This is a genomic window from Diaphorobacter aerolatus, assembly GCF_014489535.1.
Classification (GTDB): Bacteria; Pseudomonadota; Gammaproteobacteria; order Burkholderiales; family Burkholderiaceae_C; genus Diaphorobacter_A; species Diaphorobacter_A aerolatus.
Map to the genome: position 1 here is coordinate 793,230 of NZ_CP060783.1, position 13,335 is coordinate 806,564.

Consider the following 13,335-nt stretch of genomic DNA (forward strand, 5'->3'; position numbering starts at 1 on the left):
AAGGTTGAACAAACATGTGATGGAACGAAATGTAGAAGCGCCATATGACAGAGTCGTGACACATTGGCTTTGTCACAAAGTTTTTTCAGAGGGAAAGTGCCATGAAAACGTCATAAAAGCGCCTTTATAGCGTCGTAACATGAAGTTTCTAAACGCAATAAATCGCATATCACATGTCTCAACCAGCGCCCTCGTCTGCCGTTCTGACCCGCCGGGATTGGCTTCGCAACACCTCGCTCGCGGCAGCCGTGGCCGCAACGCTGCCCGCCACCTCCGCGCTGGCCGCAGGCGATGCCAACGTCGTCGCCTCCGTCACCCAGATCGTGGACATGTCACCGTTGCAGCAGGACATTGGCCGCGACTTCCTGATCGGCTCGCGCGTCGCCTGGCAGGAATTCAATGCCCGCGAACGCGGCAACGGCAGAACGATTCAGCATCTGGTGGTCGAGACCGACGGCAGCGCGCGCGCCATCCAGGCGGCGTGGCAGGGCGCGATGATCGATCCGACCTGCGTGGCGCTGAGCGGCTGTGTCGGTGACGCGGCGGCCGCCGCCGTGGCGAGCCTGCAGCGCACGCCCGGCAACCATGCCCTGCCCCTTGTTGCACCGTGGCTCCAGCGCGAATGGGAGGACGGGCAGAACCTCGTCTTTCAGGCATTTCCCGACTATCAGGCCCAGATCAGCCACGCGCTGAAATCGCTCGCCGTCATGGGCGTCAAGAAAGTTGGCGTGGTCTACGCGACACCGGCACTGCAAAAGGAAATGGTCGCGTCCATCACACGCGCAAGCATCATCAACGGGCTCACGCTACTGGCGCTCGAGCCGGGCAAGCGCCCTGCCTCGCCGCCCGCGCTGATTCTGTTCATCGGCGGCACACCCGAATTGCATGCCTACGCGCAATTGATCGGCGGACGCAACGGATCGCACACCTATCTGATCGCGATGTCGGACGTGAATCTGCAGGTGCTCACCCAGCTCGGTGGCGTGCCGCGCAACGTGTCGGTAATCGTCACACAGCCGGTGCCGACAGTGACGGCCGGGCTGCCAGTCGTGCGCAGCTACCGCGCTGCGCTCGCCAAGCTCTACGACGAGCCGCCTTCGCAACACGGGCTTGCGGGCTATATCGCCGCACGCTACACCTCGGACGTGCTGGCAACGCTGGGTTCGTCCGTGAATCGCGCCGGTGCTCTGGCGGCGTTTCGCAAGCGCGTGGATCTGCGCATTGGCGGTTTCCTGATCGCCTACCAGGGTGAAAAACTCAGCAACGTCAACGTCACACAGAGCATGCTCACCGCCGATGGACGCATCGTCGGATGAAATCCGACCATGTCCTGCACTAGGCCATGATTGTCGATGCTATGCTGCGCCGCGAATCAAGACGCGCAAAGCACCAAGCCCTTTTTTATGCAAGATGGAACATTGCTGGCTGCCGTGGACCTCGGGTCCAACAGCTTCAGACTGGAAATTGGCCGCTACGAGCATGGCCATATCGAGAAAATCGAATACTTCAAGGAAACCGTACGCCAGGGCGCAGGGCTGGATGAAGACAAGAATCTCACCGCTGAATCGATGCAGCGCGGCTGGGACTGTCTCGCCCGTTTTGCCGAGCGGCTGTCCGGTTTTCCGAAGGCGCAGGTACGCGCGGTTGCCACACAGACGCTGCGCGAGGCCCGCAACCGCGAAGTGTTCATCGAACGCGGCAATCAGATTCTCGGTTATCCGATCGACATCGTCTCCGGCCCGAAGAAGCGCGCCTGATCTATCAGGGCGTGGCGCGCCTGCTGCCGCAGTCCGACGAGCGCCGCCTGGTGGTGGACATCGGTGGCCGCTCGACCGAGATCATTCTCGGACGCCAGTTCACGCCGAGTGCCGTGGCTTCGTTCCGCGTGGGCAGCGTGGCGTGGTCCACGCGATATTTTCCCGACGGGCAATTCACCCCGCGCGCATTCGAGGCCGCCGAGGTGGCCGCCAAGGCCGTACTCGACGAGGCGCTCGACACCTACCAGCGCAACACCTGGGACGTGGCCTATGGATCTTCAGGCACCGTGGGTGCCGTGGGCGATGTGCTGGCAGCGGCCGGTGCGTCGCCCGAGGGCCGGATCACGCGCAAGGGCCTCGATTGGCTGCGTGACCAGTTGATCGCGGCGCGCGGCGCCGACCGTGTGCGCCTGACCGGCCTCAAGGAAGATCGCCGTGCCGTGATTGGTGGTGGCGTGAGCGTGCTGTGCGCCATTTTCAGCCTGCTGGACATCGACGAGATGCTGGTCGCCCAGGGCGCGCTGCGTCAAGGAGCGCTCTACGACCTGCTCGATCGCGAGCAGCCGCAGACCGACCTGCGCTCATCGACCGTGCGCGGACTGATGCAACGCTTTGCCGTGGACGAACTGCATGCGCAGCGCGTGGCGCAGATCGCCACGCAGCTCTTCACGCTTGCCGCGCCCGAGGGCAGCGAGCGGGCCGCCCGCAAGCTCGACTGGGCCGCACGTCTGCACGAGATCGGCCAGCGCATCTCGCACAGCGGCTACCAGCGCCACGGTGCCTACATCCTCGACCAGACCGACGCCGCCGGCTTTGCGCTGCCCGAACTGCACCATCTGAGCCAGCTCGTGCTGGGCCATCGCGGCAAGGTGCACAAGATCGGGCTTGAGTTGAGCGACGCGCAATTCGCCCTGCAGCTCATGTGCCTTCGCACCGCCATCGCGCTGTGCCACGCCCGCCGCGAGCCGGACACGCGCGGCTTCATGCTGCGTTTTGACGGCGTGCGCTGCGTCGTCTCGTCACGCGAAGGCTGGGCCGAGAGCTATCCACAGTCGGCGCACCTGCTCGAGGAAGAATGCTATTGCTGGCAGAAGACGCCTTGGGAATTTGTCACGGAACTGAGGTGACATTTATTTCGATAACGGTATAAACTGTTTATACCGTTTTACAAAATATCACCATGACCGCCAACACCAAGTCCCCCGCCATTCCTTCCGAAGCGCCGGCACCCGTTGCCGCCGCCGCCAAGAAGGTTGTTCAGCCAGCCGCCGTGGCCGCACCGGCCCCTTCGGCACCCGCGCCCGTAGCCAGGAAGGCCGCGCCCGCCGCCGCCGAAACGGCCGCGACCGCCAAGAGCAGGAAGCCCGTCAAGAAGGCCCCTGCCACCACGGCCAAACCCGCGGCCAAGCCCGCCGCCAAGGCAGGCAAGACAGCCGCCAAGCCAGCGCAGAAGCAGCCCAAGCAAGCCGTGGTCAAGGAACCCAAGGCGAAGAAGCCCAAGCTGGTGCGTGACAGCTTCACCATCCCCAAGGATGAGTACGCCGTCATCGACACGATCAAGCTGCGCAGTGCGAAGCTCGATCACCAGGTCAAGAAGAGCGAACTGCTGCGCGCCGGCCTCAAGCTGCTCGCATCGCTGAGCGACCAGCAACTGATGACCGCACTGCGCGCCGTGCCGGCCATCAAGACAGGTCGCCCAAAGGCCGAGGACCACGGCAAGTCGTCCAGGAAGTGATCCAGGGCCTGTTCACACAACGCGATCCGCGTGCGTTGTGTGAAGTGGCGGTCTAGGGTCTGTTCACCCAACGCACGGGGATCGCGTTGTGCAGTCTTGGGATGGGATGCAAGGCGCGGGCTCGAAGCAAGGTAGGTACCTTGCGAGAGCCTGCAACGCCGCAGACCGCCCAAGACTGCGCAACCCTTCGGGCAAGCCAGGCAACGCCGCAGGGGCGGCCCTGCCTGGCTTGCGCGACCCGTGGGTTGGGTGAACAGGCCCTAGAGAAAATCCGGAGACTGCACCGATAGCAGAATCGTTTCTTCCAGTTCCTGACGGCTGCGATAGCGCAGCCACCAGACCGAGCCCTTGCGAATGGCGCACTGGCTCGCCGTCATGCCCAGCAGTCGCGCCGCCGTTTCGCCGAGCATGGGCTGATGCCCCACCACTAGGACGGCACCGCGCGACTTCGGCCATTGGGCCAATTCGAGCAGATCATCGACCGATCCGCCGGGCAGCAACTCGGCGCGCGGCTTGAATTTTCGGCCCAGCGCGCGCGCCGTCTGCTCGGTCCGACGCGCGGGGCTGACGAGCACGCGCAGGCCTTCGGGCAGTTGCCGATCCAGCCAGGAGGCCATGCGAGCGGCCTGTTTTTCACCGCGCGCCGTGAGCGGACGGTCCAGATCTTCCCCACCATCTGGTGCATCTTCGGCTTCAGCGTGCCGCCAGAGAATCAGATCCATTTCGCAGCTTTCTTCGTCGTGAGTCGTCGTCGGGTTTCCTAGCGATTGCGTGTTGGCGCGTAACGCGCCATCAACGCCTTCTGGGCACCCAGTCCATCAATCACGTGCGGCGCGCGTTCGTAGTGCCCATCGGCCTCCAGTGTCCACGCGTCGCGATCATCGTGCAGGTAGGACACCAGACATTCGTCGATGATGCGCTGGCGCAGCTTGCGATCCTTGACCGGCCAGGCGAGTTCCACGCGGCGCAGCATGTTGCGGTTCATCCAGTCGGCGCTCGACAGGTACAGGTCTTCCTTGTCCCGGCAGCGAAGTAGAACACGCGCGTGTGCTCCAGAAAGCGACCGATGACGGAGCGCACCCGGATCCGCTCGGAGAGCCCCGGCACCTGCGCGGGCAGCATGCAGGCACCACGGATGATCAGGTCGATGTTCGCACCGCGCTCGGCCGCCCTGAGCAGCGCATGGATCAGCGCCTCGTCGGTCAGCGCATTCATCTTGGCGACGATGCGCGCGTTCTCGCCGCGCGAGGCCGCAAGCCCTACCGCGTCGATCATGTCGATCATGCGCTGCTGCAATTCGAACGGCGCGAGAAGCATGTCATTCAATTTGGGCACGCGGTTCTGGTTGGCCAGATGGTCGAACACGGTGTCCATGTCGGCGGTGATGCGCTCGTCGGCCGTCAGGCAGCTCAGATCGGTGTAGAGCCTGGCGGTGCGCGGGTTGTAGTTGCCCGTGGACAGATGGCCATAGCGCCGCAGATGACGCCCTTCGCGGCGCGTGACGAGCAGCATCTTGGCGTGCGTCTTCAGCCCCACCACGCCGTACACGACCTGCGCGCCAACGGATTCGAGCGCCTCGGCCCAGTTGATGTTCGCCTCTTCGTCAAAGCGCGCCTTCAACTCGACTACGACCGTGACCTCCTTGCCGCGGCGCACGGCCTCGCGCAGCAGGTCCATCATCTCGGATTCGGAGCCGGTACGGTAAATCGTCTGCTTGATCACCAGCACCTTGGGATCGTTGACCGCCTCGCGCAGAAAGGCAAGCACGCCATCAAAACTCTCGAACGGCTGGTGAATCAGCACGTCGCGCTTTCTCAACTCGGCAAAGATCGAGGCGGTGCGCGGCAGTTGCACGGGCCACGCTGGTTTCCAGGCCGGAAACAGCAGGCTGCGGTCGGCCACCAGATCCACCACCTGCGACAGCCGCACCAGATTCACGGGCCCTGCACGCGATACAGCGCGGCCGCTGGCAGGTTAAATTGCGAGAGCAGAAAATCCGACATGTAGCGCGAGCAGCCCGAGGACACCTCGAGCCGCACGGCCTGACCGTAGTGCCGGTGCTGCAAGCCCTGACGCAGCGCCATGCGCAGATTGCGCACGTCTTCCTCATCGACCGCGAGATCGGAATGACGCGTGACGCGAAACTGCGAGAACTCCGTGACTTCACGCCCGGGAAACAGGTCCGCGAGATGCGAGCGGATGATGCTCGAGAGCGTGACCAGTTGCACGCCCTTGGGCGCGACCTCCGCAGGCAGGCGGATCACGCGCGGCAGGATGCGGGGAATCTTGACGATGGCAATTTCATTGGAGCGCCCAAACGCATCGCCGCCCTTCAAGCGGACGATGAAATTGAGCGACTTGTTCGCCACCTGCGGGAACGGATGCGAGGGATCGAGCCCGACGGGAATCAGGAGCGGGCGCACGTCGCGCAGAAAATAATCCTTCACCCAACGCTTTTGCGCGCCCGAGCGCTCACCATGAGACACCACATGAATGCCGTGCGCCTCGAAGGCCGGCATCAGCGAATCGTTGTAGAGCGCGTATTGGCGATCCACCAGTTCATGGGCCTTGAGCGCCAGGGCTTCGAACGACTCCACGTTGTACTCGCCCTTGGTCTCGCCCTGCTGCGCGGCCGTCAGGTGCGCCGCCGCCCGTACCTCGAAGAACTCGTCCAGGTTCGACGACACGATGCACAGAAACCGCAGCCGCTCGAGCAACGGAACATCGGGGCGCACGGCCCAGTCGAAGACACGCTCGTTGAACGCCAGAATGCTGTGATCGCGATCAAGCAAATCGACTCGCCGACCGCCCAACGCCTCGCTGGTGCGAGTGGTGAAAACGGCGGCACTTCCCTCTATTGCTGGTATGGATGATGGCGTGGACACAGAAAATGACATACGAATGAAACGAGACGCGGACAACAATTAGTATCAATTGCGCCTGTGACAGGCTCATGACAACGTCATTGTTTTGTCATATCTCAAACAAAATACTCATTCGAATAATGGATTAGTTTTTTAGTCCAATGAGTAAGAAGACGCCGCCAGAAGGCACTACCGCCGCGTCGGGCAGTGCCTTTCGGCGCGCGCTCAACGGTTGAGAAAGTGCTTGCGGTACTTGGCAGGCAGGTCCTCGAGTCGCATGAGCATGGGCAGATCGGCGGTGTTGAAATCCGGATCCCACGCCGGTGCGCCCAAAATGCGGGTGCCCAGGCGCAGATAGCCCTTGATGAGCGCAGGCGGATCCACGTCGAGGTTCGAATCAAGTGTGTCGAGCGGCAGCGGCAGGCGTGGACGCACGTGGTATTCGATCGGCGCCATGTGCGTCTCGCTGATGCGGCGGTAGATGCTCGCCGCCACATCGCCGGTCACCACGCCGTTGTGCAGCATCGGAATGCTTGCGCAGCCAATCATGGTGTCGAGCGAATTGCGCACCATGAAGTCGGCGAGTGCGCCCCAGAGCGCCAGCACCACACCGCCATGGCGATGCTCGGGATGCACGCAACTGCGGCCCAACTCCACCATGCGGCTACGCAGGGTGCGCAGCCGCGTCAGGTCGAATTCGGTGTCGCTGTAAGTGCTGCCCACGCGGCGGGCCTGCACGGGAGTGAGTACGCGGTAGGTGCCGATCACCTGGCGGGTCAGCGCGTCGCGCACCAGCAGGTGTTCACAGAAATCGTCGAACAGATCGATGTCGTGACCCGCGACCGGCGTATTGAGCTGTGCGCCCATCTCGGAGACGAAGACGTCATAGCGCAGCTTCTGCGCCTCCCTCACCTCATCGAGATGTCTCGCCCATGAGACTTCAATACCGCCACGCGCCTGTGCAGCCGACTCCACATGCTTCGCATCAGATGAACGGTGAAGTGACCCCCTGGGCAAGGACACGGGGCTCAGAGGCATCGTCGGGCTTGGCAAGTCATTCATGGGGGCATTCCTCAACAATTTCGGAGGACATGCCGGACAGCTACCTGTGCAGGAGCGCCCCGCCTCCGCAGGAAATTGTGGAAGGCGGCGGTGACGACTGCGTGTCAGGCGAATGACGATTCGGTGACGACAGGGGAATGTGGCGTCATGCCGACGCCGAGCCGATCAGCTCGCTTCGCGTGCCACGTTGGCGAGCGTCTGTGCGTAGTGGTTGGCATCGTCCGCGCTCTCGGCCTCGACCATCACGCGCAGCAAGGGCTCCGTGCCGCTCGCCCGGATCAGAATCCGCCCCTGATCGCCGAGCGTCTGTTCGGCATCGCGCGTGACCTCGGCGAGCCGGGTGTTGGCCTTCCAGTCCTGTCCGGGCTGCAATCGCACGTTGAGCAGCACCTGCGGAAAAAGCTTCACATCGGCCAGCAGTTGGGGCAAGGATTTCTCGGCGCGCACGCAGGCCTGAAGCACCTGCAGCGCGCTCACCAGGCCGTCGCCGGTGGTGTGCCGATCCAGTGCCAGCAGATGGCCCGAACCCTCTCCACCGAGCTGCCAGCCATTCTTGACAAGCTCTTCGAGCACGTAGCGGTCGCCCACCTTGGCGCGCACGAACTGCACGCCCTTGCGGCGCAGCGCCACCTCGACCGCCATGTTGGTCATGAGCGTGCCGACCACGCCGGGCACGGCCTCGCCGCGCGACAGGCGGTCGATGGTCATCAGGTACAGAAGCTCGTCCCCGTTGTAGAGGCGCCCTTGTGCATCGACCATCTGCAGCCGGTCGGCGTCTCCGTCGAGCGCGATGCCGTAGTGCGAGTGATTGGCCCGCACGGCACGCACCAGCGCATCGGGATGCGTGGCGCCGACATCGCGATTGATGTTGAAGCCGTCGGGCGAGCAGCCGATGGAGATGACCTCCGCGCCGAGTTCGTGAAACACCTTGGGCGCGATGTGGTACGCCGCGCCGTGTGCCGCATCGACGACGATGCGCAGGCCGCGCAGCGTCAGGTCGTTGGAAAACGTGCTCTTGCAGAATTCGATATAGCGGCCCGCAGCGTCTTCGAGGCGGCGGGTCTTGCCGAGCGATTGCGAATCGGCCCAGACCGGTGGCTCGTCGAGCGCGGCCTCGACCTGCTCTTCCCAGCGATCAGGCAACTTCGTCCCTTGAGCGGAAAAGAATTTGATGCCGTTGTCCTGAAACGGATTGTGGCTGGCGCTGATCACCACACCCAGGCTCGCGCGCTGCGCACGCGTGAGATAGGCGACGCCCGGCGTCGGCAGCGGCCCGAGCAGAACCACGTCGACACCCGCCGAGTTGAAACCGGATTCGAGCGCACTCTCAAGCATGTAGCCGGAGATGCGTGTGTCCTTGCCGATCAGCACCGTGGGACGATCCTCGGTGCGACGCAGCACCCGGCCCACGGCATGAGCGAGCTTGAGGGCGAAGTCGGGGTGATCGGTGCGACACCCACGGTGCCCCGAATTCCATCGGTTCCAAAATAGCGACGCGTCATCTTTTTGCTTTCCTCTGCCCAATGGCTCTCGAAATAAATTGCTGATTCATTTTTATCAATCCGTGCCTGCCTGTCGCTCGGTGGCAGCAAGCACCTTGAGTGCCGCCACCGTGTCGCGCACGTCGTGCACGCGCACGATGCGCGCGCCCTGCTGCACGGCCAGAATGGCCGCAGCGACGCTCGCACCGAGACGTTGATCGACGGGAAGGCCGGTCACCGCGCCCAAGGAGGATTTGCGCGACCAGCCGGCCAGCCAAGGGTAGCCGCCAGACAGGCGCACAAGTTCGTTCTGCCGTGCAAGAAGCGCAAAATTTTGCTCCACGGTCTTGCCAAAGCCGATGCCCGCATCGAGCACGATGCGTTCCCTCGCCACACCGAGACCGAGCAACGCACGGAGTTCGCCGTCCAAAAAACGCCACACTTCATCCACCACCGCACCGGTCATGGTCTGCTGCTGCATGGTCTGTGGATCACGGTGCATGTGCATCAGGCAGACGCCGCAATGGGTATGCGCCGCCACGGCCTCGCGTGCGCCCGGCTGGCGCAGCGCCCAGACATCGTTGATGATGTCGGCGCCCTCGTCCAGAGCGGCGCGCATGACCTCGGCCTTGTAGGTATCGACGGACAACGGCACGCCGAGCGTGCGCGCCGCGCGCACGACGGGAATCACGCGCGCCAGCTCCACCTCCAGCGGCACGGCGGGACTGCCCGGGCGCGTGGATTCGCCGCCGATGTCGAGCAGATCGGCGCCCTGCCCGATCAGTGCCTCACAATGCGCCAGGGCATCGCGGGCGTTGTCATGGCTGCCGCCGTCCGAAAACGAATCGGGCGTGACGTTGACGATGCCCATCACGCGGGGAGTATCCAGATCGATCTGGAAACGACCGGCTTGCCAATGCATGGTTTGAAAAATCCCTGGTTGATTGCCTGTAGCGCCACGGGCCATTTTTTTGTTCACTCGCCCCGGAATGAACAAACGGGGCGCTGGGCCCCGTTTGTCGTGATGGTCAAAGCAGACTGACTGTGATCAGGCTGCCGTGGGCGCCGGGTCGGAGTTCACCGCCGGAGTGCCACCGCCCGAGTTGTTGTCGCCACCCGATGGAGGCACGCGCGGCGTCCAATCCTTGGGCGGACGCGGCGGCTTGCCGGCCATGATGTCGTTGAGCTGGTCCGCATCGATGGTTTCCCATTCCAGCATCGCCTTGGCCATGGCATGCATCTTGTCCGAATTCTCTTCGATCAGCTTGCGCGCCAGGTTGTATTGCTCGTCGATGATGCGGCGCACTTCCGTGTCCACCTTCTGCATCGTCTCTTCGCTGATGTTGGTGGTCTTGGTCACCGAGCGGCCCAGGAACACTTCGCCTTCGTTCTCGGCATAAACCATCGGGCCAAGCGCCTCGGACATGCCGTAGCGCATCACCATGTCACGCGCGATCTGCGTGGCACGCTCGAAGTCGTTGCTCGCGCCCGTGGTCATCTGGTTCATGAACACTTCTTCGGCGATACGACCGCCGAACAGCATGGCGATCTGGTTGAGCATGAATTCCTTGTCATAGGAATAACGGTCCTGCTCGGGCAGGCTCATCGTCACGCCCAGCGCACGGCCGCGCGGAATGATGGTGACCTTGTGAACCGGATCGCACTTCGGCAGCAGCTTGCCGATCAGCGCGTGACCTGCCTCGTGGTAGGCCGTGTTGCGGCGCTCTTCCTCGGGCATGACCATCGACTTGCGCTCGGGCCCATGATGATCTTGTCCTTGGCCTTCTCGAAGTCCTGCATCTCGACGGTGCGCGCGTTGCGGCGCGCAGCCATCAGCGCGGCTTCGTTACACAGGTTCGCGAGATCGGCACCAGACATGCCGGGCGTGCCACGCGCGATGATCGCGGGGTTCACGTCCTGGCCGACCGGAATCTTGCGCATGTGCACGTTCAGGATCTGCTCACGGCCACGGATGTCGGGCAGCGTCACATAGACCTGGCGGTCGAAGCGGCCCGGGCGCAGCAGCGCGGCGTCCAGGATGTCGGGACGGTTCGTCGCGGCCACGACGATCACGCCGAGGTTGGTCTCGAAGCCGTCCATCTCGACCAGCATCTGGTTGAGGGTCTGTTCGCGCTCGTCATTGCCGCCGCCGAGGCCGGCGCCGCGCTGGCGACCCACGGCATCGATTTCGTCGATGAAGATGATGCAGGGCGCGTTCTTCTTGGCGTTCTCGAACATGTCGCGCACACGGGCTGCGCCCACGCCGACGAACATTTCCACGAAGTCGGAACCCGAGATCGAGAAGAACGGCACCTTGGCTTCACCGGCAATGGACTTGGCAAGCAGGGTCTTGCCGGTACCCGGAGGGCCGACCAGCAGCAGGCCGCGAGGAATGCGACCGCCGAGCTTCTGGAACTTGTTGGGGTCCTTCAGGAAATCGACGACTTCCTTGACCTCTTCCTTGGCCTCGTCGCAACCGGCCACATCCGCGAACGTGACGGTGTTGTTGTTCTCGTCGAGCATGCGGGCCTTGGACTTGCCGAAGCTGAATGCTCCGCCCTTGCCGCCGCCCTGCATCTGGCGCATGAAGTAGACCCACACGCCGATCAGGAGCAGCATCGGGCCCCAGCTCACGAGCAGGGTCATCAGCAGCGAACCTTCTTCGCGCGGCTTCACGTCGAACTTGACGTTGTTGCTGATCAGGTCACCGACCAGACCACGGTCCAGATAGGTAGCCGTCGTGCGGATCTTGCGATCATCACTGGTCACGGCCACCACTTCGGTACCGCCAGGGCTTTCCTGAATGGTGGCACTCTTGATGCGACCATCGCGGACCTGCGTGAGAAAGTCCGAATAGCCGACCGTGCCCGCACCGGCACCGGCTCGGGTGTCAAACTGTTTGAACACCGTAAACAGCACCATGGCGATCACGAGCCATACGGCGACTTTCGAAAACCACTGATTGTTCAAGCGGAGCTCCAGATTCTAAAAATATTGAACAACGGTGACATATGCCGGTCACGACGTTGTTTCAGCGCATTTGGGGGACATTTTAGACTTTTCAACCGCATCGCCCATCCGATTTACCCCGGCATCAGCCATGGTCACCCGACCGTAGGGCAATTGCAGACCCTTTCATTCGGGTTTCAGGGTCTTTTCAAGCCAATGCCCACGAGGAACGTCTCCGAAGACTTGTCGCGCGACGCCTTGGGTTTGACGGGCTTGACCACCTTGAAGGTGTCGCGAAACAGTTGCACCAACTGCGTGTAGCCGCTGCCATGAAACAGCTTGACCACGAGCGCACCATCGGGCTTCAGATGATGCACTGCAAAATCGACCGCCAACTCGATCAAATGCGAGATGCGTGCCGCGTCCGTTGAATCTATACCGGAGAGATTGGGTGCCATGTCGGACACCACCACATCCACTGGTCGACCTCCGACCGCCTGCTGCAATTGCGCAAGCACCGATTCCTCGCGAAAGTCCCCCTGGATGTACTGGACGCCTTCGATCGGCTCCATCGCAAGCAGGTCAAGACCGATGATCGTGCCATTGAGTTCGCCCACCGCAGCCCCCGACGGCGACATGCGGCGGCGCAGGTACTGGCTCCACGCTCCGGGCGTGCAGCCGAGATCCACCACGACCTGGCCGGGCCGGATCAGATGGAACTGCTCATCGATTTCCTTGAGCTTGTAGGCCGCACGGGCACGGTAGCCCTCCTTGCCGGCGAGCTTCACGTACGGGTCGTGGATATGCTCGTTGAGCCACGCCTTGTTGACCTTCTTGCTTCTGGTTTGAACTTTCATATCGGTTCCTGCCCCGTCCCGGATGCTCCGAACGACAGCAACTGCACTGCGCCAATGACGGGAAAATCCATCGTTTGGGACCTTGAGCGCACACAGAATCCTTCATTGTGAAGGCAAACCACGCACTCATTGAGATAATACGGGCTATGCCTCAAATTCAACTCACTCCGACCGAGCGTCGGGAACACCGTGCCGAAGCCCATCATCTGGACCCCGTGGTCATGATCGGCGGCGACGGTCTGACACCCGGCGTGCAAAAGGAGATCGATGCGGCGCTGAACGCGCACGGCCTCATCAAGGTACGCGTGCATGGTGACGACCGCGCCGCACGCGAAGCAATGTACCAGCAACTGGCCGACACCTTGAACGCTGCGCCTATTCAGCACATCGGCAAGCTCCTGGTGCTGTGGCGTCCGCAGCCGGAAAAGGACAAGCAGGTCGACGAAGACCGCATGCCTGGTCCGCGCGACGTCAAGATCCTCAAGTTCAGCAAGCGTGCCGGACAGAAACCCGAAGTCAAGCAGATCCGCGTGCTCGGCAACCAGCGCCTGACCGCAGGCGGACAGGTCAAGCGTGCCAAGCCCAAGATGAAGTCGGTGAAAAAAGGCCGTCTCGACTGAGCCATCCCGT

The 13,335-nt window shown here is 62.8% G+C and carries 7 protein-coding genes and 4 pseudogenes; 4 read left to right on the forward strand and 7 right to left on the reverse strand.

Features of this window, described 5'->3' with window-relative positions:
• Positions 1-173 precede the first annotated feature (173 nt).
• From H9K75_RS03650 to H9K75_RS03660, 3 genes and pseudogenes are all read left to right on the forward strand, one after another.
• Positions 174-1,316 (forward strand): ABC transporter substrate-binding protein, encoded by a 1,143-nt coding sequence (locus H9K75_RS03650; protein ID WP_187724804.1) that lies wholly within the window; start codon positions 174-176, stop codon positions 1,314-1,316.
• Between the two features lie 87 nt (positions 1,317-1,403).
• Positions 1,404-2,884 (forward strand): annotated as a pseudogene (locus tag H9K75_RS03655) (Ppx/GppA phosphatase family protein).
• Between the two features lie 53 nt (positions 2,885-2,937).
• Positions 2,938-3,492, forward strand: coding sequence for a hypothetical protein (locus H9K75_RS03660; protein WP_187724805.1), 555 nt, complete (start codon positions 2,938-2,940; stop codon positions 3,490-3,492).
• A gap of 260 nt (positions 3,493-3,752) precedes the next feature.
• On the opposite strand, the gene H9K75_RS03665 is transcribed toward H9K75_RS03660, so the two are convergent.
• The 7 genes and pseudogenes from H9K75_RS03665 to H9K75_RS03695 form a co-directional block, all read right to left on the reverse strand.
• Positions 3,753-4,214, reverse strand: coding sequence for a SixA phosphatase family protein (locus tag H9K75_RS03665; RefSeq protein WP_187724806.1), 462 nt, complete (start codon positions 4,212-4,214; stop codon positions 3,753-3,755).
• A 38-nt stretch (positions 4,215-4,252) separates the two neighbouring features.
• Positions 4,253-6,389, reverse strand: a pseudogene (gene ppk1, locus H9K75_RS03670) (polyphosphate kinase 1).
• Between the two features lie 192 nt (positions 6,390-6,581).
• The gene (locus H9K75_RS03675; RefSeq protein ID WP_187724807.1) at positions 6,582-7,418 is read right to left on the reverse strand and encodes a GNAT family N-acetyltransferase; all 837 of its coding nucleotides are present in this window, start codon (positions 7,416-7,418) and stop codon (positions 6,582-6,584) included.
• Between the two features lie 165 nt (positions 7,419-7,583).
• Positions 7,584-8,920: pseudogene (gene glmM, locus H9K75_RS03680) on the reverse strand (phosphoglucosamine mutase).
• A gap of 55 nt (positions 8,921-8,975) precedes the next feature.
• On the reverse strand, positions 8,976-9,821 hold the full coding sequence (gene folP / locus H9K75_RS03685; protein WP_187724808.1) for a dihydropteroate synthase: 846 nt from the start codon (positions 9,819-9,821) through the stop codon (positions 8,976-8,978).
• Between the two features lie 126 nt (positions 9,822-9,947).
• Positions 9,948-11,869 (reverse strand): annotated as a pseudogene (ftsH, locus tag H9K75_RS03690) (ATP-dependent zinc metalloprotease FtsH).
• Between the two features lie 176 nt (positions 11,870-12,045).
• Positions 12,046-12,705 (reverse strand): RlmE family RNA methyltransferase, encoded by a 660-nt coding sequence (locus tag H9K75_RS03695; RefSeq protein WP_187724809.1) that lies wholly within the window; start codon positions 12,703-12,705, stop codon positions 12,046-12,048.
• A 146-nt stretch (positions 12,706-12,851) separates the two neighbouring features.
• On the opposite strand from H9K75_RS03695, the gene H9K75_RS03700 reads away from it, so the two are divergent.
• Positions 12,852-13,325 (forward strand): YhbY family RNA-binding protein, encoded by a 474-nt coding sequence (locus H9K75_RS03700; protein WP_187724810.1) that lies wholly within the window; start codon positions 12,852-12,854, stop codon positions 13,323-13,325.
• The last annotated feature ends 10 nt before the right edge of the window (positions 13,326-13,335 follow it).

What these genes read in the sequence shown, in the direction of transcription:
- H9K75_RS03650 (WP_187724804.1), top strand. Translation starts at nt 174, where the DNA reads ATGTCTCAACCAGCGCCCTCGTCTGCCGTTCTGACCCGCCGGGATTGG.
- H9K75_RS03660 (WP_187724805.1), top strand. Translation starts at nt 2,938, where the DNA reads ATGACCGCCAACACCAAGTCCCCCGCCATTCCTTCCGAAGCGCCGGCA.
- H9K75_RS03665 (WP_187724806.1), bottom strand. Translation starts at nt 4,214, where the DNA reads ATGGATCTGATTCTCTGGCGGCACGCTGAAGCCGAAGATGCACCAGAT.
- H9K75_RS03675 (WP_187724807.1), bottom strand. Translation starts at nt 7,418, where the DNA reads ATGAATGACTTGCCAAGCCCGACGATGCCTCTGAGCCCCGTGTCCTTG.
- folP (WP_187724808.1), bottom strand. Translation starts at nt 9,821, where the DNA reads ATGCATTGGCAAGCCGGTCGTTTCCAGATCGATCTGGATACTCCCCGC.
- H9K75_RS03695 (WP_187724809.1), bottom strand. Translation starts at nt 12,705, where the DNA reads ATGAAAGTTCAAACCAGAAGCAAGAAGGTCAACAAGGCGTGGCTCAAC.
- H9K75_RS03700 (WP_187724810.1), top strand. Translation starts at nt 12,852, where the DNA reads ATGCCTCAAATTCAACTCACTCCGACCGAGCGTCGGGAACACCGTGCC.